At 60.8% G+C, this 22,116-nt stretch carries 15 protein-coding genes and 1 pseudogene; 10 read left to right on the forward strand and 6 right to left on the reverse strand.

Translation table 11 applies throughout. The annotated features are described in order from the left end of the window. Positions 1 to 882, reverse strand: coding sequence for a formate dehydrogenase accessory protein FdhE (locus tag H585_RS0111845; RefSeq protein ID WP_027367974.1), 882 nt, complete (start codon positions 880 to 882; stop codon positions 1 to 3). A 265-nt stretch (positions 883 to 1,147) separates the two neighbouring features. On the opposite strand from H585_RS0111845, the gene H585_RS0111850 reads away from it, so the two are divergent. Further along, positions 1,148 to 1,984 carry an ABC transporter substrate-binding protein gene (locus tag H585_RS0111850; RefSeq protein ID WP_027367975.1) on the forward strand — a complete coding sequence of 279 codons (837 nt, stop codon included), beginning with the start codon at positions 1,148 to 1,150 and terminating at the stop codon, positions 1,982 to 1,984. Positions 1,985 to 2,194: 210 nt separating this feature from the next. On the opposite strand, the gene H585_RS0111855 is transcribed toward H585_RS0111850, so the two are convergent. Continuing rightward, complete coding sequence (locus H585_RS0111855; RefSeq protein ID WP_027367976.1) at positions 2,195 to 5,020, reverse strand: PAS domain-containing hybrid sensor histidine kinase/response regulator; 2,826 nt, start codon at positions 5,018 to 5,020, stop codon at positions 2,195 to 2,197. 649 nt (positions 5,021 to 5,669) lie between these two features. Here H585_RS0111855 and modB point away from each other — a divergent pair. Genes modB through H585_RS0111875 form a run of 3 tightly spaced genes read left to right on the forward strand, consistent with a single transcriptional unit; the run spans position 5,670 to position 7,877 of the window. Beyond that, positions 5,670 to 6,338 (forward strand): molybdate ABC transporter permease subunit, encoded by a 669-nt coding sequence (modB, locus tag H585_RS0111865; RefSeq protein ID WP_027367977.1) that lies wholly within the window; start codon positions 5,670 to 5,672, stop codon positions 6,336 to 6,338. Positions 6,339 to 6,368: 30 nt separating this feature from the next. Beyond that, a complete protein-coding gene (gene modA, locus H585_RS0111870; protein WP_027367978.1) occupies positions 6,369 to 7,115 on the forward strand; it encodes a molybdate ABC transporter substrate-binding protein in 747 nt (248 codons plus the stop codon). A gap of 33 nt (positions 7,116 to 7,148) precedes the next feature. Further along, positions 7,149 to 7,877 (forward strand): ATP-binding cassette domain-containing protein, encoded by a 729-nt coding sequence (locus tag H585_RS0111875; protein WP_014259884.1) that lies wholly within the window; start codon positions 7,149 to 7,151, stop codon positions 7,875 to 7,877. Positions 7,878 to 8,204: 327 nt separating this feature from the next. Here the strand turns inward: H585_RS0111875 and H585_RS0111880 are convergent, their stop codons facing one another. Further along, a complete protein-coding gene (locus H585_RS0111880; RefSeq protein ID WP_027367979.1) occupies positions 8,205 to 10,352 on the reverse strand; it encodes a glutamine synthetase III family protein in 2,148 nt (715 codons plus the stop codon). 804 nt (positions 10,353 to 11,156) lie between these two features. On the opposite strand from H585_RS0111880, the gene H585_RS0111890 reads away from it, so the two are divergent. Further along, complete coding sequence (locus H585_RS0111890; protein WP_014259882.1) at positions 11,157 to 12,500, forward strand: glutamine synthetase family protein; 1,344 nt, start codon at positions 11,157 to 11,159, stop codon at positions 12,498 to 12,500. Between the two features lie 186 nt (positions 12,501 to 12,686). Here the strand turns inward: H585_RS0111890 and H585_RS21380 are convergent. Beyond that, positions 12,687 to 13,565: pseudogene (locus H585_RS21380) on the reverse strand (LysR substrate-binding domain-containing protein). A 99-nt stretch (positions 13,566 to 13,664) separates the two neighbouring features. Between H585_RS21380 and H585_RS0111900 the strand changes: the two are divergent. Both H585_RS0111900 and rbr read left to right on the forward strand, forming a co-directional pair. Further along, positions 13,665 to 14,033 (forward strand): DUF1127 domain-containing protein, encoded by a 369-nt coding sequence (locus H585_RS0111900; RefSeq protein ID WP_027367981.1) that lies wholly within the window; start codon positions 13,665 to 13,667, stop codon positions 14,031 to 14,033. A 54-nt stretch (positions 14,034 to 14,087) separates the two neighbouring features. Continuing rightward, positions 14,088 to 14,669, forward strand: a complete 582-nt coding sequence (gene rbr, locus H585_RS0111905) for a rubrerythrin (RefSeq protein WP_005987301.1) — start codon at positions 14,088 to 14,090, stop codon at positions 14,667 to 14,669. A 281-nt stretch (positions 14,670 to 14,950) separates the two neighbouring features. Here rbr and H585_RS0111910 read toward each other — a convergent pair whose 3' ends face one another. Continuing rightward, a complete protein-coding gene (locus tag H585_RS0111910) occupies positions 14,951 to 15,634 on the reverse strand; it encodes a Crp/Fnr family transcriptional regulator (protein ID WP_027367982.1) in 684 nt (227 codons plus the stop codon). Between the two features lie 117 nt (positions 15,635 to 15,751). Between H585_RS0111910 and H585_RS0111915 the strand changes: the two genes are divergently transcribed. Both H585_RS0111915 and H585_RS0111920 read left to right on the forward strand, forming a co-directional pair. Further along, the gene (locus H585_RS0111915; RefSeq protein WP_014259878.1) at positions 15,752 to 16,069 is read left to right on the forward strand and encodes a cupin domain-containing protein; all 318 of its coding nucleotides are present in this window, start codon (positions 15,752 to 15,754) and stop codon (positions 16,067 to 16,069) included. Between the two features lie 448 nt (positions 16,070 to 16,517). After that, complete coding sequence (locus tag H585_RS0111920; RefSeq protein ID WP_027367983.1) at positions 16,518 to 18,836, forward strand: methyl-accepting chemotaxis protein; 2,319 nt, start codon at positions 16,518 to 16,520, stop codon at positions 18,834 to 18,836. 115 nt (positions 18,837 to 18,951) lie between these two features. Here the strand turns inward: H585_RS0111920 and H585_RS0111925 are convergent, their stop codons facing one another. After that, on the reverse strand, positions 18,952 to 20,382 hold the full coding sequence (locus tag H585_RS0111925) for a CDP-archaeol synthase (RefSeq protein ID WP_027367984.1): 1,431 nt from the start codon (positions 20,380 to 20,382) through the stop codon (positions 18,952 to 18,954). A 278-nt stretch (positions 20,383 to 20,660) separates the two neighbouring features. Between H585_RS0111925 and H585_RS0111935 the strand changes: the two genes are divergently transcribed. Further along, positions 20,661 to 22,085 carry a response regulator gene (locus H585_RS0111935; RefSeq protein WP_027367985.1) on the forward strand — a complete coding sequence of 475 codons (1,425 nt, stop codon included), beginning with the start codon at positions 20,661 to 20,663 and terminating at the stop codon, positions 22,083 to 22,085. The last annotated feature ends 31 nt before the right edge of the window (positions 22,086 to 22,116 follow it).

Raw genomic sequence — 22,116 nt, forward strand, 5'->3', positions numbered from 1 at the left:
CTAGAACCCCCAGGCCGACAGGGTCGGCCTGCTGTAGCCCTCCTCGACGGCGCGAATATCCAGGGCCAGGGATTCGAGATCATCCAGGCCCGGCACGCAAAGCCTATCGAAGTTACGGAAATCCGCTGTCTTCACATAGCGTTTGCACGAGTGGCACAACTCCACGCGATAGCCGGGCTCGTCAGCGGACTCGAAATATTCCAGGTGTTGCTGGTTGTCCTCGCCGCAGTAGGCGCAGGCCAGACGCTTTGCCCTGTAATCGCTGTGACAGAAGGAGCAGCTCAGGTAGCGGTAGCCTTCCTTCTCGCGCAGAGAACCGATGAAGGGCAGACTGCCGCAGATCGGACAGTGTCCGTTGTTCCGGGCCACGTCCAGCTTGGCCCGATCGGCAACGGCCTCGGCTGTCGCGCGCAGGCTCGGGGTCAGGCTGGCCTGGACCAGGAATGACAACAGCCTTGGCGCGCCGGGGGTCTTTTGGCCCCACTCCTGGAAAAAGGCCTCGTCGCCCGCGAGAAAACGGGACAAGGCCTCGTCAGGGTCCAACGCGTCCTCTTCCACGGCCTTGCGCACCGTTGCGGACGCATCGGCCAAGGCTCCGCCGGCATCGGCCGTCACACTCAGCAACTCTCCGAACAGGCGCAGGGCCTGTTCGCGGTCACAGCCGAATTCCGCCCTGGGCAAGAGGGGCGCGCCGAGGGCCGCACGCATGGCGTCGCCCAGGTCCGTGGGCACTTCCACGCGCACCTCGCGTTGCGCCTCCAACTGCAAGCGCGCGGTGCGGCCGACCATGTCCAGCAGTTCCTTGGGCAGGAAGCCCTTCTTCTCGACCGCCGCCAACTTGCGCTCTAAGCGGCGCTTTTCGGTATCATAGTCGAACGCCATTGCTCCTCCACTGTTGAATAGGAAACTTGCATACTTCAGGGCTTACAGGCAAAGACGCGTAGATTACTCATGGTTTGGCACCAACATAACCTCATCTGCCGGAAAGGCAAGCCTCGGCGACAAATCAAGGTGCTCCAACACGTCTCTGTCGAAAAGTGAGGCTTGGATTGCATCATATACAAAAGACTGGGGCTTTTCTTTATGCCAGATTTGCCATAGTGGAAGTCTTACGTCTGGCTAACCAAAACATGGAGGATTTCCGGACATGAAGAAGACTCTGCGCATCCTGTCCCTGAGCCTGACCCTCACACTGACCGCGGCACTGATGCTGGCCGCGCCTCTCATGGCCGCCGAAACGCTCATGATGGCCACCACGACCTCCACCGACGATACGGGCCTGCTGGATTATCTGGCGCCCAAGTTCACGGAGGACACCGGCATAGAGCTGCGCTGGACCGCTACGGGCACCGGCAAGGCACTCAAGCTGGGCGAAACCTGCGACGTGGACGTGCTGCTGGTGCACGCGCCCTCGGCCGAGAAGAAGTTCGTGGAGCAGGGCTTTGGCGATACACGCACCGAGGTTATGTATAACGACTTCGTCATCATGGGACCCAAGTCCGACCCGGCCAAGGTAAAGGGCAAGAGCGTGGCCGAGGCCCTGGCCGCCATCCGCAAGAATGGCGCGACCTTCGTCAGCCGCGGCGACAATTCCGGCACGCACAAGGCCGAGCTGACCCTGTGGGATAAGGTCGGCGGCGGAACGCCCGACAAGGAAAAGTGGTACGTGTCCACGGGCCAGGGCATGCTGCAGAGCATCGCCGTCGCCACGGAGAAGAACGGCTACGTCATGGCCGATCGCGGCACGTTCATCAAATACGAAGCCGACAACAAGGGCAATCCGCCGCTGGTCGTCCTGGTGGAGGGCGACAAGGTGCTCTTCAACCAGTACAGCGTCGTCACCCTGAGCCAGAAGAACTGCCCCAATGCCAAGCACGCGCTTGCCAAGCAGTACTCCGACTGGATGGCCAGCAAAAAGACCCAGAAGCTGATCGGCGACTTCAAGCTCATGGGCAAGCAGCTCTTCACGCCCAACGCCAAGTAGCAGCCGGCGAACGCACACCAGAAAAGGGGAGGGCCCAGCCCTCCCCTTTTATCCGTCGCCGCCGTGTCTCTCATTTGGTGTCGATTATAGCATTTTGCATTTCAGACGCTCCCTTCGGCGTTGACGGCGGAATTACATTCCGCCTACGCCTGCGGGGCGGCAAGCCATGCCGACGCATGGCTTGCAGAGCATTTTCAAAAGCAAAATGCTCTATTCGTCCGTCTCGTCCGTCGGAAATAAGCGTGCTAGCATTCGATCCAGTTCGTTCGAATCCACGGGCTTGGCCAGATAGTCATCCATGCCTTCGGCCATGAGCCGTTCACGATCGCCCTGCAAGGTATAGGCGGTCAGGGCGATGATGGGCGTGGCCGGATCGACGCCCGCTGGCGGATTGGAACGGATGATGCGCGTGGCTTCCACACCGTCCATGACCGGCATGCGCGCGTCCATGAAAATCAGGTCGTAACGTTCGGACTTGAGGCGCTGCACAGCCTCCAGGCCGTTGCCCGCGATGGTGACGCTATGTCCCCTGTCTTCGAGAAGAGTCGAGACGAAGAACTGATTGATCTCATTGTCTTCGGCCAGCAAGATTTTCAGCGGCCGCACCCGGACGGCGGATTTCGTCTCGCATGGAGCCAAGCTTTCCTGAACGGCCTGCGCGGAAGCGACCTGCTGCCCGAAAGGCAGGCTGACGTGGAATGTGCTGCCGACACCGACCTCGCTCTCCAGCCATATGCGTCCGCCCATCATCTCCACGAGCCGCCGACAGATGGACAGGCCCAGCCCCGTACCCACCTGCTCGGCCGAATCGTCCAGCTTAGCGAAGTTCTCGAAGATCGTGGGGAACTTGTCCTTCTCGATGCCGATGCCGGTATCGCTGACCGAAAACAGCAGCCGGATATCGCCCTGTTCGACGGTCTGTCCCTCTCCCGACTCGACCAGCAACAGCACGCCTCCCTGCCGGGTGAACTTGAGGGCATTGCCCACGAGGTTGACGAGAATCTGTCGTAGTCGCCCGGCATCGCCCAGCAGGTACTTGGGGATGCGCTCATCCAGGCGGCACTCCAGCAAGAGCCCCTTCTGGTCCGCCAGCACGGACATGGATTCGGCGAGCAAACGCACCTCGGCCCGCAAGTCGAAGCCGTATCGTTCGATGCGCAGCTCCCCAGCCTCGATCCTGGACAGATCGAGGATGTCGTTGATGAGGCCCAGCAGATGATTGCCCGATTCGCGCGCAAGGTGCAGGAAGTGCCTGGTCCGCTCCTCAAGGGTGGCTGATTCGGCCAGTTCGGCCATGCCCAGCATTCCGTTCAGAGGCGTGCGGATCTCGTGGCTCATGTGCGCCAGGAACTCGCTCTTGGCCCTGCTGGCTTCCTCGGCAATCTCCTTGGCTTGGCGCAACTCGTGCTCCAGCGCTTTGAGCGCGGTCACATCGCGGGCCATCACCAGGGCGCTCTCGACCTCCCCATCGGAGGAGAACTCCGGGATGATGAAGGTGCTTAAATGGGCCACACCCAAGCGGGTGAGGTAGGAGCAGTCGAAACTCCTGCGCTCGCCCGTGGCGAAGGCCTCATCCAGAGCCTTGCGGTATGGGACCAGGTAGTCCGCACGTTCTGGCAGGAAGGGCTCGGAAATATGCGTATTGATATACTCTGCGGCGGACCTTCCCGTGTACTTTTCCCAGGCATGATTGATGTACGTGCGGCAGTACTGCCGGTTCACGCGCACGATCAGGTCCGGAACGTTCTCGACAAGCGTGCGGATTTCGTTGCGGCTTACGCGCAAAGCCTCCATGGTTTCGCAGAGTTCCGTGATGTCCTGGAATACGCCCACGGCCCCGGTAGGGCGATCCTGCTCGTCGCGAATGGGCGCGGTGTTGCACAGGATCTCGCGACGAGCGCCATTAGGTTGGACGAACGACATCCTGACCCTTTCACTGATCTCGCCATGCAGGGCCGAACGCTCTAGGGGCAGTTCATCCTTTGGCCAGGGCCTGCCGTCGGGACGTAGAATAGTGAAATCCTCAATCTCCCAGACAGTCCTGCCTATCGGATAGGGCTCGCCGCGGATGTTATCGGCCGCGGGATTCGCCATGGTCAGCCGTCCGAAGGGATCCGTGACCAGTATGCCCCCGGGCGCGCTCTTAAACACGGCCTGCAGCAGGGCCCGCTCGGCTTTGAGCGCGGCCAGGAGTTCCTCGCGCTGCTGCTCCAGCGCATGCTTGTGGGTCATGTCCTTGAACGTGGCCACGGCCCCGAGCAGGGTTCCCTCGGCGTTCCTGATGGGCGCGGCGCTCAGGCAAATCAACTTGCCGCCGCATCCCCTGCGAATTACCAGCCGCTCGTAGTGCACCGTCTCGCCCTGCAGGGCACGGAAAACTGGGCGCTGGTCATCGGGCAGGACATGGCCATCCGGCGTCTCCAGGCGCAGCAGAGCCCAGCGATCGCGCATGCTCATGCACCTCTCTTCGAGCGAGCGGTCAAGGATGGCTTCGCCGGCCCGGTTCATGTAGCGCAATTCGCCGCCCGGCCCGTAAACGCCGACTCCGTCGACCATGGAGGCCAGAATGGTTGACACCTCGCTCGCCAGGGCCTCGGCCTGCTCTTTGGCCAGCCTGTGCGAGCGCTCAAGGCGCTTTTCCCTGGTGATGTTCCGGGCGAAGCCAAGCACGGCCGCGCCATGCCTCTGCGCATCCCGTTGCAGGGCATAGCGGAACTGGAGGATCACCTCGCCCTGCAGCGTGTACAGGGTCACTTCGTCCAGAAAGCCCCGGCCCGTGGCGATGACCTCCAGCACGGCCTGATGAATGCGCTCGGAATCATCCTCGGGGAAGCCGATTTCCTGTGGCGTAAGGCCAAGAGTCATTTCGGGCCGCAGGCCGGTCAGCCCTTCGATGGCGGGATTGGCGAAAAGGATGCGCCCCTCCGCGCTGAAGCGCATGACGAGGTCAGGCGAGCTCTCGATCATGTCTCGGTAGCTTGCCAATCGATCGATTTCCGCGCGGAGACGTTCATTTTCCCTGGCGAGATCGGCCAAGCGGTCATCCTCTGCTTATTTGATATTCAACTCGGAAAAACAACCTATCCTATCGCACGCGTGCCTTGCATCATGTTCATTGATACGTCTCTAAATATGCATATGCTCTTGCCAACCACCGCGCAATAGATCGCTATTTCCCCTAAGCATCATGCACGCTTGGCCGCACTTCAATGATTTTTGCACCATGACCAAGGTTTGGTGTGAAAGATCGTATTTCAGGCACAATTTGAAAGTCATCAGCACGTCTGAATCAATCATAGCTGACATCCAGACGACCGATAACTGGCTCGGTGGCCTTAATCAGCCCTGATAACAAGAAATCAAGCGACATCCATCACCTGGATACACATCCCCAACATCCAATGCATGCATTGGCAGGCATGGACACCGTCACGATTCATATTCAATTCGTGATCAATCTAACTTTTGATTGAATTAATATTCAGAAGCATGATAAATTATTTATCTATACAATGTGACAAAAGGGTACTTGCTTAAGCATTCATTTTTGAAGCATGCAGTTACATTATAGTAGCCAATATGGAATGACAGGATTGATTCTCTGCCTCTTCAACAGCCATTTCCCCTTTGGCATTCCTGTTGCTGCTAAGGGTTCCAGCCTTGGTTCGTCAGCCAGGAGAAGTGCATGAGCATTGACGCCTTCCTGTCCCCCCTGCTGCTCACCTTGCGCGTGGCCGGGCTGGCCACCGCCGCCGCACTGCTCATGGGCGTGGCCTGCGCCTATGTCCTGGCGCGCTACCGCTTTCCGGGCCGCGACTGGCTGGACGCCGTGCTGACCCTGCCCTTGGTGCTGCCGCCAACGGTGCTGGGCTACTACCTCATCGTGCTCATCGGCCGTCGCGGCCTGCTGGGCAAATGGCTGTACGACAATTTCGGCTTGAACCTCATGTTCACCTGGCAGGGCGCGGTCATAGCCGCATCCGTGGTCGCCTTCCCCCTCGTGTTCAAATCCGCCCGAGCCGCTTTGGAGGGCGTAAGCGCAAACCTGGAGAACGCCGCGCGCACCCTGGGCGCGAGCGAACTGGAGGTTTTCCTGCGCGTGTCGCTGCCGCTGGCACTGCGCGGCATCATGGCCGGAACCATGTTGGCCTTGGCCAGGGCCATGGGAGAGTTCGGGGCCACACTTATGGTCGCCGGCAACCTGCCCGGCAGGACCCAGACCTTGTCACTGGCTGTATACAGCGCCACGCAGGCAGGCCAAGACGACCTGGCCAACGTCCTGGTGGTTACCATCTCCATCGTCTGCGCTCTTATCCTCGTGATCACAAGCAAACTCGTGAAGCCCAAGGCATAAGCCGTTCCGTTCATAAATAAGGAGAACGCCATGAAACGCCTGATTCTGTCCTGTTTCCTCGCCCTGACCATGGTGATCCCGGCGCGAGCCGCGGAGTTGACCGTTTCAGCCGCGGCCAGCCTTACCGACGCCTTCAACGAAATCAAACCATTGTTCGAGGCCGCGCACCACGGCAACACGCTGGTCATGAACTTCGCAGCCTCCGGGCCACTCTACAAGCAGATCGAACAGGGAGCGCCCGTGGACGTGTTCGCCTCGGCCAACCAGAAATGGATGAATGAAGCCGAAAAGAAAGGCTTTGTTGCAGCCGGCACGCGCAAGGACTTCGCTGCCAATGCCCTGGTGCTGGCCGTGCCAGCCGACAACCCGGCCAAGATCCGGTCCACCGCCGACCTGGAGAAGAAGGGTGTCCAGCGCATCGCCCTGGGCACGCCCGAGACCGTGCCCGCCGGCCAGTACGCCAAGCAGGCCCTGGTCAAGGCCGGCAAGTGGGATGCCCTTGCGCCCAAGTTCATCTATGGCGAGTCCGTGCGCCAGGTGCTCGATTACTTGGCTCGCGACGAGGTGGACGCCGGTTTCGTCTACGCCACCGATGCGGCCAAAGAACGGGAAAAGGTCTATGTCTTGTCCGAGATCGAACTGGAACAGCCGGTGACTTATCCCATAGCTGTCATGGCCGACTCGACGCATAAGGATCTTGCCTTGTCCTTTCTGGACTTCCTGGGCAGCGACGAAGGTCGGGCCATCCTGTCCAAATGGGGCTTCAAGAAGCCGTAAATTCCGGCGGCTCGGCCATGCCGTAGGTGCAGCATGTTGTTTCACATCGATATAGAGAAACGGCTCTCGAACCAGTCCCGCCAGTTCACACTGCAAAGCCGTATCACGACCCACGGCGAGCGGCTGGCCCTGTTCGGTCCCTCGGGCTCGGGCAAGTCGCTGACGCTCTTGGCTCTGGCCGGGCTGCTGCGACCGGACCGGGGGCGCATCGCCATGGGCGAACGCGTGCTGTTCGACTCGGAACAAGGCTTGTTCGTGCCGCCCAGTCAGCGCAGGGTCGGCTTCGTATTCCAGGACTACGCCCTGTTTCCACACCTGACCGTGCGCCAGAACGCGGCCTTCGGCTTGCGGAGGCTCTTCCGCAGGCTCACGGCAGCGCAATCCAAACGCGTGGACGATGTTCTGGAGTTGTTCGGCCTGGCCGAATTGGCGGGCTGCCTGCCCGGGGAGATCTCGGGCGGCCAGCGTCAGCGCGTAGCCCTGGCCAGGGCCGTGGCTCCCAGCCCAGAACTGCTGTTGTTGGACGAGCCGTTCTCTGCCCTGGACCAGCCACTGCGGGTGCGCGTGCGTCGCGAGACGCGCCGGCTGCTGGACATGCTGAACATCCCCGCCGTGCTCGTGACCCATGATCCCGAGGACGTGCAGGCTCTGGCCGATATCGTGGTCGTCTACCGCGAGGGCCGGGTCGTTCGCGTGGCCGAAGCCGAGAATTCCGGTGCGAGCGGCCCGGGTGTGTGGCTGGATAGCTTCGAGGCGATATAGCCACGCTGTTTCGATTCGCGCGAGGTGTCGCTTGCCTAGTTCAGGACAAAAAACACACGGACTTGCGACGCAAGCGATCAGCATGCGGAAATGATTTGAAGGAGCCGGGAAGGACAATCCCTTCCCGGCTCTTATGCAACAGGCTAGGGCAGATTGCTTTTAAGACGCCCGCTACGGCGTTTACGGCGCAAGTGAATTGCGCCTACGCCTACGCGGCGACAAGCCATGCCGACGCATGGCTTGCAGAGCATTTTCAAAAGCAAATGCTCTAATAACAGGAAAGGCCCGCCTTGCGGCGGGCCTTTCGACGTAAGCAGGGCTTGGGGTCTACTTGATGAACAGCATTTCCATGTAGCTGGGCAGGGGCCACAGATCGTCGGCCACCAGACCTTCCAGATCGTCGGCCACGGCGCGGACATCGTTCATGGCCGGCAGCACGACGCCGCAGAGGTGCTTGGCCTCTTCCAGGATGTCGGGCAGATGCATGGCCATGGCCTTCTCCAGCCTTGCTACGGCATCGAGCAGAGCAGCGGCCTTGTCCTTGACCGGCTTTTCCAGGGCCGAGCCAGTGCCGGCAAGGTCCTTCTGATACTGCAGGGCGGCCGGGTAGATGGTCGTCTTGGCCATCTTGACCACCAGGTTGGCCTCGGACATCACGGTCCGGCAGTAGTACTCGACGTAGATGTCCTGGCGGGAGCGCAGCTCACGCTCGGAGAAGATGCCGTACTTGGTGAACAGATCGAGAGTCTCAGGCGTGGTCAGCGCGGGCAGAGCCTCGGGCGTGCAGCGCAGGTTGGGCAGGCCGCGCTTCTCGGCTTCCTTGTGCCAAGCCTCGGAGTAACCGTCGCCGTTGAAGATGATGGCGTCGTGCTTCTGCATGATCTCCTGCAGCACTTCCTGCACGGCCTTGCTCAGCTTCTTCATGTCGCCGCCGGTCTTCTTCTCCAACTCGGTGGCGATGAAGTCCAGGGACTCGGTCATCATGGCGTTCAGGGCCACCTGCGGACCAGCCACGGACATGGAGGAGCCCACGGCGCGGAACTCGAAGCGGTTGCCCGTGAAGGCGAAGGGGCTGGTGCGGTTGCGGTCGCCTGGATCCATGGGCAGCGGCGGAAGGGTGTCCACGCCGATGTTCATGACGCTCTTGGCCTTGGACGACTTGGCGCCGCCGTTCTTGATCTGGGTGAAGACATCGGTGAGCATCTCGCCCAGGTACATGGACATGATGGCCGGGGGCGCCTCGTTGGCGCCGAGGCGGTGATCGTTGCTCGCGCTGGCCACGGTGGAGCGCAGCACGGCTCCGTACTTGTGCACGGCGCGGATGGCCGCGGCGCAAAAGACCAGGAACTGCATGTTCTCGTGCGGCGTATCGCCCGGATCGAACAAGGAACCGAGCTCGGAGTTGCCGATGGAGTAGTTCAGGTGCTTGCCCGAGCCGTTGATGCCGGCGAAGGGCTTCTCGTGCAGCAGGCAGGCCAGGCCATAGCGTTTGGCCACGCGGCGCAGGGTGTGCATGACCAAGTGGTTATGGTCCGTGGCCATGTTGCCTTCCTCGAAGAGGGGCGCGATCTCGTATTGGGAAGGCGCGACTTCGTTATGGCGCGTCTTCACCGGTATGCCCATCTTGTAGAGGTCTTCCTCGACTTCCATCATGCAATTCAGCACGCGGCGCGGGATGGCTCCGAAATACTGGTCCTCGAACTCCTGACCCTTGGGCGGCTTGCAGCCGAACAGGCTGCGACCGGCGATGAACAGGTCGGGCCGGGCAAAGAAGAAGTTGCGGTCGATAAGGAAATACTCCTGCTCGATGCCGGCGAAGCAGGTCACGCGATCCTTGGGCTCCTTGCCGAAGAGCTTGAGCACGCGCCTGGCCTGCTTGTCCAGGGCCTGCAGCGAGCGCAGCAGCGGGGTTTTCTTGTCCAGGGCCTCGCCGGTCCAGGACAGGAAAGCCGTGGGAATGCACAGGGTCGTGCCATTGGGGCTCTCCATGATGTAGGCCGGAGAGGTCACGTCCCAAGCGGTGTAGCCGCGAGCCTCGAAGGTCGAGCGCAGACCGCCCGAAGGGAAGGACGAAGCGTCGGGCTCGCCCTGAATGAGCTGCTTGCCCTCGAACTCGGCCATGGCGCCACCCTTGCCGTCGGGGACGAGGAAGGAGTCATGCTTCTCGGCGGTCAGGCCGGTCAGCGGGTAGAATACGTGCGTGTAGTGGGTGGCGCCCTTGGAGATGGCCCAATCCTTCATGGCCGTGGCCACGGCGTCGGCAACGGTGGGATCGAGCTTCGCTCCCGTCTTGATGGTTTTCTTCAGCGACTTGAAGATGGCCTTCGGGAGCCGTTCCTGCATGACCGATTCGCTGAAGACGTTTGCCCCGTAGAGCTTCTCGAGCTTGAGCCCTTCGACAGGCTTGCCGGGCTTCTCGGCCTTGTACTTGGTAATGGCCGCGATGGCTTTCACGCGGGCCTGGGATCCGCTCATGCCTCGTCTCTCCTTACGCGATGTGGTGGAACCTGGCCGGCATGACGGGCACTACGCTCCGTTCCGGCTCTCGGGCCTTCTATGGTTTTACAATTATCCGCCTGGTTCCAAATTTCGGAACCACAGCCAACTCCCAGAGGAGTTGCATCTCTATATCATGTTCCGCGCCAATAATTATTAAACCAAATTTATCAACAGTTTATAGAAAGACAGCTAGGCTTTGACTTATGGATTCTTGCAAAAATGAACAAGGTTTTCAAAATAATAATCACAATTTTGCAAATCATGAATTGGCTATAAAAGCGCCTTCCAAGCTTGGAATATGGGTCAAGCCCATCCTCTTCCAGTAGCGGGCATCGTGCTTGGATGTGGCCTCTTTTGGCCCTTATTCAAGAACTTTTCAAGGCTTAAACGTGAGTTTATTCAATTCAGCAGGCCTGGTAAGCGGCAGTGTGTCCAAATCACAAATATCGCATTCCTCGGATATGCGCTGAATGAGCCAAGCAGAATCCTACTATATCCAATTCATCCGAAAGGATTTCATGGCTTGTTGGGCTTGATAGGGCATTGATTCACAAAATAGTTAAAAGACCGTATGCCCATCTTGAATTGAAACCTTTGCAGGCTAAAAGCCTTTGAAAACCTTGGAAAGTAGGCTATGAAATCGATATTTGGGACTCCTTGGCTCCAGAGTCCCAACATGTACTGCCCGAGCCAGGTGATGACCATTGATGAACACAAAGGGGCGGCCGCCAAGCCTGAAAAATGGCCATATCCCGCAACAGGTTTCCAGGAGGACAGCATATGGAGATGCCAGTATTCAACTGCAAGAACGCCGACGATGTGCTCAAGGCGGTCAAAGACTACAAGATCAGCTTTATCCATTTTTGGTTCATCGACATATTGGGCACTCTCAAAAGCTTCCAGATCACCCCCAACGAACTGGAGGCCGCCTTCGAGGAGGGCATGGGCTTCGACGGCTCCTCCATCCTCGGCTTCACACGCATCGAGGAGTCGGACATGGTGGCCTTCCCTGACCCGAGCACATTTCAGCTCGCAGCCTGGCGGCCAAGCGACCGGCCTGTGGCGCGCATGTTCTGCGATATAAAAAACCCCGACGGCACGCCCTTTGCCGGCGATCCGCGCCACGTACTCAAGACCCAGTTGGAGAAGGCCGCGGCCAAGGGCTACACCATGTACGTCGGTCCGGAGCTCGAATTCTTCATCTTCGCCAGCCCCACGGACCCGACCATCATGGACGTGGGCGGCTACTTCGACGCCCCGCCGCTCGACCTTGGCAACGATATCCGTCGCGACATCATCTTCAACTTGGATCGCATGGGCATCGCCGTGGAATACAGCCACCACGAAGTCGCGCCCTCGCAGCACGAAATCGACCTGCGCTATCAGGAAGCACTCAGGATGGCCGACATCGCCGTGACCTACAAGGTCATCGTCAAGGAGACGGCCCGCAAGCACGGCGTATACGCGACCTTCATGCCCAAGCCCCTGTTCGGCGAGAACGGCTCGGGCATGCACGTGCACCAATCACTGTTCAAGAACGGCCGCAACGCCTTCTTCGACGCCGGCGAGTCTCATAACTTGTCCAAGGAATGCAAGAGCTACATCGCCGGCCTGCTGCGGCACGCGCCCGAGTTCGTGGCCATCACCAATCCGCTGGTCAACTCCTACAAGCGGCTGGTGCCGGGCTACGAAGCGCCAGTGTACATCGCCTGGGCCAACCGCAACCGCTCGGCGCTCATCCGCGTGCCCATGTACAAGCCCGGCAAGGAGGCCGCCACGCGCATCGAACTGCGCTGCCCGGACCCCACCTGCAACCCGTATCTGGCCTTTGCGGTCATGCTCGGCTGCGGCCTCAAGGGCATCGATGAGGGCTACGAACTGAGCACACCCGTGGAGGACAACATCTTCAAGATGACCGAGGATGAGATGCTCAAGCGCGGCATATCGGCCGTGCCCGGCTCGCTCAACGAGGCCGTGGCTAATCTGGAGAAGTCCGCGGTGCTGAAGGAAATCCTCGGCGAGCACATGCACCGCGAGTACGTAAAGGCCAAGAAAGCCGAATGGGACGAATTCCGCATGCACGTCTCGGCCTACGAAATCGAGAAATATTTGCCCACGACGTAGAGCCGATTCATTTTTCCAAAAGGCAAAGCCTCCGGGAAGATTCCGGGGGCTTTTTTTGCGCCAAAGTCGTTCGCAAATGAAATGTGGGCCCCAGAGCGTCCCCTTAACGGGAATAGCCCTCGATAGCTGGGCTCGGGGAAGGCGGCGCCTTTTCCGGCTCTTGTGCAAAACTCCTGACGGTGGCCCTCATGGCAGCACGGCCTGGTTCTCGCGGAAGCCTTCGGCCATGTGCTCGGCCAGGCAGTTCACCGCGGGCGAGCGTGATTCGGGGTTGCGCCGCAGCATGAGCCGGGCCGTGGGCAGGGCCGGGAAGCCCATGTCCGGCGTGAGCAGCCGCGCGCCATGGGGCACGGCGCTAAGGCCGATGGGTGCCACGGCCAATCCTGCGGCCATGGCGGCCTGGATGCCGGCGATGCTCGGACTTACATAGGCGATGCGGTGAGAGCGGCCAATGGCGTCGAGGGCGCTCACGGCCCACTCCCGAAAAGTGCAGCCCTTGTGGAACACGGCTAGGGGCAGCGGATCCTGTTCATGGACCAGATGATGAGCTGAGGCGGCCCATACAACGGGTTCGTGGGCGACGACCTCGCCCGGACAGGGATCTTCTCAGGCCGTAACCACGATTAGGTCCAGGCTGCCCTCGACGAGCAGATGGTGAAGGCGGGAGCTCGGCTCACAGCGCACGTAGACCTGCACGCGCGGGAAGGCCTGAGCGAAACGGGCCAGGATTGAAGGCAGGAAGCGCGCGGCATAGTCATCGGGTGAGCCCAAGCGCACCAGGCCGACCATCTCGGGTCTGGACAAAGCTGAAACAGCCTCGTCGTGCAGGAGCAGCATGCGCCGGGCATAAGGCAGCAATGCTTCGCCGGCCGGGGTGATCGCCACCTCGCGGCCGTTACGCGCGAACAGCTCCTGGCCTAGCTCCTGCTCCAGCCGCTTGATCTGCTGGCTCACTGCCGACTGTGTCAGATTAACCGCCTGACCAGCTCGCGTGAAGCTCTGCGTGTCGGCTACGGTCATGAACGTCCTGAGCAAGTCGTTGGGCAGTTGCATGGCACACTCCATTAGCTGTGCTTATTGGAGACATGAAACCTATTCGTTTGTCTTATCAGCAGGTTTGACCCATGGTGCCCTGGAAGTCAAGGCGACCAAGGAGGTGCGGCCATGAACGGGAGGAACGCTTCGGGAATTGAGGGTGGTGTATTGCTGCGGCTGGGAAATACCATCGCCGCCGGATTGCGGTCTTGGCGGCGGAAACAGCGCGAATGGGCGCTGCTACGCGAGTTGCAGACGCTGGACGACCACATCCTTAAGGATATCGGCTACCGCCGCGACGAGCTCTTGGTCAAGTTGCGGGCCGATCTGGAGCTTGTGCCTTCCGCCGAGGATGCGACGGAGAAAGCCCCCGCCGCACGCCCTGCCGCTGCCGACTGGGCGGTGCCCCCGTGCGAGGCTGCTCGGCCTAGCTTTCGGCGCATTCGCTGCACATCAATTCCTAAGCTCTGGACAATGGCCCAAAACCTGATAAATTGATTGCTAAATCAGACCTTTTCTTTGCAAACAAGCAGCAATCCTCAGGAGGATGGCATGTCACAGAAGTCCGTGCGCGGCACGCAGACCGAGAAAAACCTGCTGACCGCCTTCGCTGGCGAGTCCCAGGCCCGCAACCGCTACACCTACTTCGCTTCCAAGGCCAAGGGCGAAGGCTACGTGCAGATCTCGCATATCTTCGAGGAGACCGCCAATCAGGAGAAAGAGCACGCCAAGCGCTTCTTCAAGTTCCTCGAAGGCGGCGAGGCCATGGTCGAGTACGCTTTCCCGGCCGGCATCATCGGTGCCACCCGCGACAACCTCATCGCCTCGGCCGACGGCGAGCGCCACGAGCACATGGACATGTATCCCGGCTATGCCGAGGTGGCCATGTCCGAAGGCTTCCCGGAAATCGCCCTGGTCTTCCGCAAGGTCTCCGTGGCAGAGCAGTTCCACGAGCGCCGCTACCGCGAGCTGGCCGAGAACATCGACAAGGGTCTCGTGTTCCGCCGCCCCGAGAAGGTCGTCTGGCGCTGCCGCAACTGCGGCTACCTGCACGAGGATTTCAGCGCGCCAGAGCTCTGCCCCGCCTGCATACACCCGCAAGCCCACTTCGAGCTGCTCAAGACCAACTGGTAAAAGGCTTGTTTGTCCCTGTAGCTATCAAGAATGAAGAGGCCTCCGGCGGCTGGGGGGAATCATCCCCCCAGCCCCCGTTTTTTTGAGCGGATTCATAGCCTAAACGGCTATGAATCCGCTCAAATGTTTGTGAAAAAGAAACATGAGCACGCGGAATCGGCCCTTTCCAAGTGGTTCCTCCACTTGGAAAGGGCCGATTCCGAATAAAGGGTCCAGGGAGCCGCGCTCCCTGGTGGGTGGGGTCCGGGGAGGGCGACGCCCTTCCCGGCTCTTAGGCTTGCTTACAGCCGCACTTCGCCGCTGGCCAGGTCTTCCAGCCCAGCCCGGTCCAGCAGGCGGATGGTGCGGCCCTTGACCTCGATAAAGCTCTGCTCGGCCATGCGCGAAAGGGCCCGCGAGAGTGTTTCGCGCGTGGCTCCCAGGAAGCTGGCCAGCAGCCCCTTGGCCATGTCCAACTCCACCGCATCCGCATCGCCTTCGCGCTCGCTCAGGTCCAGCAGGTATGCCGACAGCCGCTGCGGGATCTCCTGTAGGGTCAACGCCTCGATCTTACCCGCGAATTCGCGCAGCTTGCCCGATAGGGAGGCCAGCATGTTCATGGCCAAAGTCGCGTCCTCACGGATGAGCCGCGCCAGTTCCGCCCGGGGCAGAAAAATTACCTTGCCCTTCTCCACGGCCGCCGCGCTGGCCGGAAAACGTCCGCCCATGAACATGGGCACCTCGCCGAAGGACTCGCCCACGCCGTAGATATGCAGAACGGCCTCGCGTCCGTCGGGCGCGGAACGAAAGATCTTCACCTTGCCCTCGGCCACGATGTAGAAACCTTCGGCCTCGCCGCGCTCGAAAAAGAGCATCTGTCCCCTGTCTACTGGCCTGTCCACGGCTATGCGCGCGATGCGTTCGAGCTGATCCGGCTGCAGCCCGGTGAACAACGGCACGCTGGACAATGTGTTAGCTAGACTCATTGCATTCTCCTGACTAAAAAAATCATGCCTTGTGACGCGGGTCACGGTCAATGCTCACGTGTGTTGTTATATTCTGTTCGAAGACAACGCGAAGCCACGACAGCCAAGGAGGACTACATGCGCAAGATCGAGATGTTCAAGGAGAACGGCTTCAAGGATAAGGCCTTCTCCATGCTGCTGGTGCACGAATCTCCGGATTTCAAGATCATCAACTTCAATTTCAAGGCCGGCCAGAGCCTGCCCGTGCACGCCCACGACCTGGACGGACAGGTCTCCATCGCCATCATCGAGGGCGAGGGCGAATTCCTGGCCGAGAACGACCAAGCCATGCCCGCGCACACCGGCGACGTGCTCGTGTGCGACATCCGCGTACCCCACGGAGTGCGGGCCACGACGGACATGCGCGTGCTCGTGCATATCGCTCCGCCTATCTAGACGCACGGCTGGAAGCAGCTTGAACTGAACAAACTTGCAAACGGCATTACCGATCAATCGGTGCAATCATACCGTGTAATTCCAGCTGGCTCAGTCGAGTAACGACTTGCACTAGGTTTGAAGGGCTGCCTGCCACGCAGGCAGCCCTGTTTTAAACCATTCGGCCTTTACCGTCTGCCTTGTCCCGTTACGCATCCGCCCTGCCATTGCACTCTCGCTTCTTTGGATTCATCGAACCGCCCATGCCTTCGCGCTTCCGTCATAGCATAAGGAATTACCGCCGCATTCAAACTGCCACAACCAATATCTTGCCATAGCCTTGACTCTATACAATACACTATCAATAAATTTACTGTCAAAAACCTATTTATTGCCTCTCACGTTGACGCAAATTTTCAGCTACTGTAGATTTTGCATTCACTATAAAACTGCCCAAAGGAAATGCTGCATGAAATTTCAAGCACGGCATATCAGCACCGTCGTCTTGTCCATTGTCTCGCTGGCTATTGTATCTGCCGTGGCAGCCATGGTCATGTATGTCAGCAAGACCTCCTATGAACTTGCCTTGCAGCTGCAAGAACAATCGATGGAGCACTCCGTCCACGCCGTATCCGATGCCTTGAGCTGGCAAATGGCCGAGCACAAGGATCGCGCCGCAACCCTGGCAAGCCAGGCTGCCATCAAAGAGGCCCTGCAAACAGGCAATCCCGCGCGGGCGACCGAACGGCTGGAGAGCTACATGCGCTCCTACGGCGACTCAATCTGGAGCATGCTGGCCCTCGACCGCAACGGCGTGGTTCTGACGGGCTTCGATCAGAATATGCGCAGCCTGGCCGGCCAGAACCTGTCGGACAAGGACTACGTGCGCGCGGCATTGGGCAGCCATGAGCCGCAAATCTCCAGCTCCGTATTCCGGGAAGGCGAGCAGCTCGTCTTTGCCGTGGCCGCGCCGGTGCGCGGAGCAACTGGCCAGATCCTGGGCTGCGTGGCTTTCCTGCCGCTCTGGAATCGCTTCACGGAAAAAATGCTTGACCCAATCCGCTTCGGCGAGCGGGGCTACGGCTTCATTTTGGACACCACTGGCGTGCTCATCGCCCATGCCGCCGACAAGAATCTCCTCCTCAAGGACATCTCGCAGCACGATTTCGTTCGGCAGGCCCTGCGCACCAAGGACGGCAATAGCGAGTACGAATGGGAAGGCGAAGATAAGTTCCTGAGCGTGCTGCACGAGCCGGAATCGGGCTGGATCGTGTGCATGAGCGCCTACACCGACGAGCTGACCGCGACTGCCAAACACCAGACCCTCGCGCTTCTAGGCATCGGCGTGGCCATCATCACCTGTCTTGTCGGCCTGTTGGCCCTGGTTATGCGTAGCACGGTGACCCGGCCCGTGCAGGCCATCGAGGATTTCACTAAGCGCATCGCCCAGGGCGACTTCAAGGCCAAGCTCGACGGCACGTTCAAGTACGAATTTTCGGCCCTGAGCGGCAACGTGGCGGCCATGGTGGCCGAGCTAAAGAACAAGCTGGGCATGAGTCAGGGCCTCATGCACGGCATGACCGTGCCCTGCCTCGTGGTGGACACGAACGAGCACATCACTTTCATCAACCAGCCCTGCCTGGACATGCTCCAGCTCGACGGCCCGCCGGAGCGTCATCTCGGCAAGATCATGGCTCAGGTCTTCTACAAAGACGCCACACGCTCGACCCTTGTGGGCAAGTGCATGAAAACGGGTGAAACCGTACGCAACCAGGAACTCCAGGTCACGGGTCACAAGGGTGGACTCGTGCATGCGTTTGCCAACATAGCTTCGCTGACGGACCTGGACGGCCGGATCATTGGCGGGTTCTGTATTTATGTGGATCTGAGCAAGAGCAAGGAACAGGAAGCACTCATCCGCCAGCAAAACGAAAGCATGGCACGCGTGGCCCAAGAGGCCGACCTGATCTCCGAACGCGTCTCTTCGGCCTCCGAGGAACTCTCGGCCCAGGTGGAGCAGTCCAGCCAGGGCGCGGCCGAGCAGCAATCGCGCACGGGAGAGGCGGCCACGGCCATGGAGCAGATGAACTCAAGCGTGCTGGAGGTTGCCCGCAACGCCTCCGGTGTGGCCGACCTTGCCGAGCGCACCAAGGGCATGGCCAAGGACGGCGAGACCGTGGTGGCCTCCGTGGTGCAGGTCATCGGCCGCATCAACTCCAAGGCCACGGAACTCAAGGGCGACATGACCAAGCTTGGCGAGCAGGCCCAGGGCATCGGCCAGATCCTGGGCGTCATTTCGGACATCGCCGACCAGACCAACCTGCTGGCGCTCAACGCGGCTATCGAAGCGGCCCGCGCGGGCGAGGCCGGTCGAGGTTTCGCGGTCGTGGCGGACGAGGTGCGCAAGCTGGCCGAAAAGACAATGAACGCCACGCGCGACGTGGAAGATTCCATCAAGTCCATTCAGGACAGCGTGCGCAAAAGCGTCGCCAACACCGATGCCACGACCTCGGCCATCCAGGAGTCCACGGAACTGGCCGGCCGCTCGGGCCAGGCCCTCAAGGGCATCGTGACCATGGTCGAGCAGACCGCCGACCAGGTGCGCGGCATCGCCACAGCCAGCGAGGAGCAGTCCGCCGCCAGCGAGCAGATCAACCGCAGCATCGAGGAGATCAGCCGCATCTCTTCCGAAACATCCGACGCCATGAACCAGTCCGCCCAGGCCGTGGCCGACCTGGCCCGCCTGGCCCAGGAGCTAAAGGGCATCATCGAACAGATGCGGCAGTAAGCACCCAGCATTAAAGCCGTTTGCAAATAAAATGGGGAGCTAGGAAAATCATTTCCCTGGCGGAAGTGGGTCTGGGGGAGGGCAGCGCTCTCTCCCAGGTCAAATGCAATGTGGCCTAGGCAACATCATCCTTTTGGATAACAGGCTCCTCCCGCCGCAAGGTCACCGACACTATCTCCCCTCTCGTGCCGAAGCGCACAGGTGCGCCGGACACCCCCGCGCCCGTGCTTGTGTAGCCGACCATGCCGTCCAGGCTCCACAAACCCGCGGCCATGGAACGCGGGCCGCGCATGTTGGTCACCACGGGGCCGATACGCGGCAAACTGATCTGGCCGCCATGGGTGTGGCCGCACAGGTAGAGCGCCGCGCCAAGGGCCGAGGCTTCCACGGCCGCCTCGGGGCTGTGCGCCAGCATGATGGCTGTTTCGTCAGGCGGAACATCCTGCATGGCAGCCCTCGGGTCGGCGCAACGGTAGGCGTGGGGGTCGTCCACCCCGGCGATCCACAGCCGATGGCGGCCCCGTGTGATGGGCCATGCCTCGTTTAGCAGCACCTGCACGCCCATGTCGCGCAACGGGCCCACGATCTCCAGGCAGTCGTGATTGCCCATGACCGCCAGCACGCCGTCGCGGGCCTGGACGCGGGCCAGGACGCGGGCCAACCGATCGAGCGCAGGGCCGAAGTTGCCGAAGGTCCCGTAGCGCAAATCACCGCCCAGTAGACACAGGTCGAAGCGTTCGTCGCGCACCAGCGCCCGCAGCCGTTCGTCCAAGCCGTCCAGGCCGTCCAGGTGCAGGTCCGTGGCGAACAGGATGCGGTAGCCGCCAAAGGCCAGCGGCAGCCCAGGCAAGGTTGGGGCGATGGAGGTCAGGCCAACTTCCAGAGCATTGCGGCGGCCATGAGGCGTCAATCCCGCCAAATGGAAAACACTGGTGATGAATCCGTTATAAAGCAGTCCTTCCTTGAGATTGAACAGGTACATGAGCGGCCGGCTGGACAGACGGCAGCAGCGGTACTCGCGCCAGCGAGTGCGCGGATGGAAAGGCCGCGGATATCCGGGCCTTGGCCGGCTGTAGAACACGTTTTTGTACCAGGCCGAAGAATAGTAGGCAGCCAGGCAAAAGCCGGCCAGAACCAGCGTTGATACGACAGGTCCCAACGGCAGCGCATGGGCCAGCACGATCACAGCCAAGAAGCCTTCCAGGAACTGATCCAGGCCCGGCACGTCCTGACCGCTGGATTTGTCCAGGCGGCGCTTGATGAAGCTCGTAAGCAAGTCTCCGGCCATGCTCGCAAGCCCCGTGGCCAGGCCGAGCCACAGGGGCAGGCCCAACAGCAGGCCGCCCAGGCCGCCGCCGAGGACCGAGCCGGCCAGGCCGCGCACGGTCTTGTGCGGACCGAGCAGGGGCCGTCCGTCCATGAAGCGCCGCCCCAGGTCCAGTGGACGATCCCAACGCCGCCGCAGCTTCAGGGCCAGGGCAGGCGGGACGAAATTGACGAACAGGAGCAGCGCCAGTGACTTGGCGCCGAGCACGAGCTGATCCATGGACCCCTCTGGTTTGGCGGACGGTCGCAGTCCGTCCCGGACTTTCCAATTCCGCGCTGATAACGCCTTGTCCGAGTATCACAGTTGGATGCGAAGCTTCCAGCGGGCCATCACGGCCCGCGCGGCCCACCTTTCGATCAGTTTCAGGCCAAACCAGGCCGGTTCCGGCGAAACTTGACGCCCACGCTCATGCGCGAGTACAAACGCCAGACTCTGGCGCTCCGATCCGCCTGTCACGGCGGGCTCCACAAGACATCATAACAGGACAAGTCGCCTCCATGGAAGTACTCACCAGGCTCGCACAGCCTGTACAGAATTTCGTCTTGCAGGAAAACGGCCTGTTTCTCCTGCTCACCAAGGATGCCGGCTTCCTGAACGTATTCACGCGGACAGTGGTTCAAGTCCTGGCCCTGAAGCCGGTCTGCTGCCGCATTCACACCTCGGCCGAGGACGCCATGAAAGCCATCGGCCAACTCGCCGCGCGCGACCGCAAGCTCGTGCTCCTCGTGGAGCGGGAGATCGAGGGAATTTCCCACATCCAGCTCATCAAACACGTCAAGCTTTTCTTCCCGCTGGTGCGCATCATTCTGCTCACGCGCGAAATCCAGGAGGACCTGCTCATCCTCCTTCACGAACTCGGCACGGACAGCGTCATCACCAAGCCCATTGGAGAACGCGCCCTGGCCGAGAAGCTGGCCAATGCCATACGGCCCATGGGCAAGCTCGGAGACCTGCTGGAAAAGGGCAAGAGCCACCTGCTGCGCGGCAACACGTCCATGGCCATGACTCTGGGCGAGGAAGCTCTGCGCCACAAGCCCGACAGCCCGTCCGCGCTCATGCTCGTGGGCGACGCCTTGCGGGCCATGGAGCGCCACGAGGATGCCCTGTCCGCCTATGCCGAAGCCCACCACTCGGCCGAACTGTACCTGGAGCCCATCAAGCGGCTCATCCAGACCTACAGCGAGTTGGGCGACTCGGTGAAGGAGTTGGAGTACCTGGAGCGACTGGACAGGCTTTCCCCGCTCAATGTCGAACGCAAGGTGCAGATCGGCGGCCTCAAGCTCAAGCTCGGCAACCTGTCCGCCGCGGACCGGGAATTCGGCAAGGCCGTCAAGCTCACCACGGACCAGGCCATGAGCCTCATCAGCGGGCTGTCCCGCAACATTGCCGAGCAATGCATGGCCCAAGCCCCGGAACTGGCCGAGCGCTACCTGCGCTACAGTCTGGAGGCCAAGCAAAAAATCCTGTCCCGTTCGGACATGGAGACCTTCAACGCACTGGGGCTGGTGCTGCGCATGCAGGGCAAGTGGCGCGAGGCCGTGGCGGAATACCGCAAGGCCCTGGACATCGCACCCGAGGACGAGATTATCCGCTACAATCTGGCCTTGGCCTTCATGGATGGCGAGGAATACGAGAATGCAGCGGCTGAAGTCGAGCGGGCGCTGGTTACGAACGGCGAGTTCGGCCAGGACAACGACACGGTCTGCTACAATCTGGGCTATATTTTCTGGCGCGCGGGCAATCTGCCCATGGCCATGTTCTACTTCACCCAGACTCTCAAGCTGAACCCGGACCATGAGGAGGCCAGCAAAATGGCCCAGAAGCTGGCGGACGAGGGACATGCCGGCGAAGCGAAAGAGCTTACCGCGGAGACGCCAGCCCCGGATGAACTTAAGGAGCCGGACGCGTCGAGCGAGGGGTGAACTGAGCGTGCGGGGACGAAATGAATACGCC

It is taken from the genome of Desulfocurvibacter africanus subsp. africanus DSM 2603 (assembly GCF_000422545.1).
GTDB classification, from domain to species: Bacteria; Desulfobacterota; Desulfovibrionia; order Desulfovibrionales; family Desulfovibrionaceae; genus Desulfocurvibacter; species Desulfocurvibacter africanus.

What these genes read in the sequence shown, in the direction of transcription:
- H585_RS0111845 (WP_027367974.1), bottom strand. Translation starts at nt 882, where the DNA reads ATGGCGTTCGACTATGATACCGAAAAGCGCCGCTTAGAGCGCAAGTTG.
- H585_RS0111850 (WP_027367975.1), top strand. Translation starts at nt 1,148, where the DNA reads ATGAAGAAGACTCTGCGCATCCTGTCCCTGAGCCTGACCCTCACACTG.
- modB (WP_027367977.1), top strand. Translation starts at nt 5,670, where the DNA reads ATGAGCATTGACGCCTTCCTGTCCCCCCTGCTGCTCACCTTGCGCGTG.
- modA (WP_027367978.1), top strand. Translation starts at nt 6,369, where the DNA reads ATGAAACGCCTGATTCTGTCCTGTTTCCTCGCCCTGACCATGGTGATC.
- H585_RS0111875 (WP_014259884.1), top strand. Translation starts at nt 7,149, where the DNA reads ATGTTGTTTCACATCGATATAGAGAAACGGCTCTCGAACCAGTCCCGC.
- H585_RS0111880 (WP_027367979.1), bottom strand. Translation starts at nt 10,352, where the DNA reads ATGAGCGGATCCCAGGCCCGCGTGAAAGCCATCGCGGCCATTACCAAG.
- H585_RS0111890 (WP_014259882.1), top strand. Translation starts at nt 11,157, where the DNA reads ATGGAGATGCCAGTATTCAACTGCAAGAACGCCGACGATGTGCTCAAG.
- H585_RS0111900 (WP_027367981.1), top strand. Translation starts at nt 13,665, where the DNA reads ATGAACGGGAGGAACGCTTCGGGAATTGAGGGTGGTGTATTGCTGCGG.
- rbr (WP_005987301.1), top strand. Translation starts at nt 14,088, where the DNA reads ATGTCACAGAAGTCCGTGCGCGGCACGCAGACCGAGAAAAACCTGCTG.
- H585_RS0111910 (WP_027367982.1), bottom strand. Translation starts at nt 15,634, where the DNA reads ATGAGTCTAGCTAACACATTGTCCAGCGTGCCGTTGTTCACCGGGCTG.
- H585_RS0111915 (WP_014259878.1), top strand. Translation starts at nt 15,752, where the DNA reads ATGCGCAAGATCGAGATGTTCAAGGAGAACGGCTTCAAGGATAAGGCC.
- H585_RS0111920 (WP_027367983.1), top strand. Translation starts at nt 16,518, where the DNA reads ATGAAATTTCAAGCACGGCATATCAGCACCGTCGTCTTGTCCATTGTC.
- H585_RS0111925 (WP_027367984.1), bottom strand. Translation starts at nt 20,382, where the DNA reads ATGGATCAGCTCGTGCTCGGCGCCAAGTCACTGGCGCTGCTCCTGTTC.
- H585_RS0111935 (WP_027367985.1), top strand. Translation starts at nt 20,661, where the DNA reads ATGGAAGTACTCACCAGGCTCGCACAGCCTGTACAGAATTTCGTCTTG.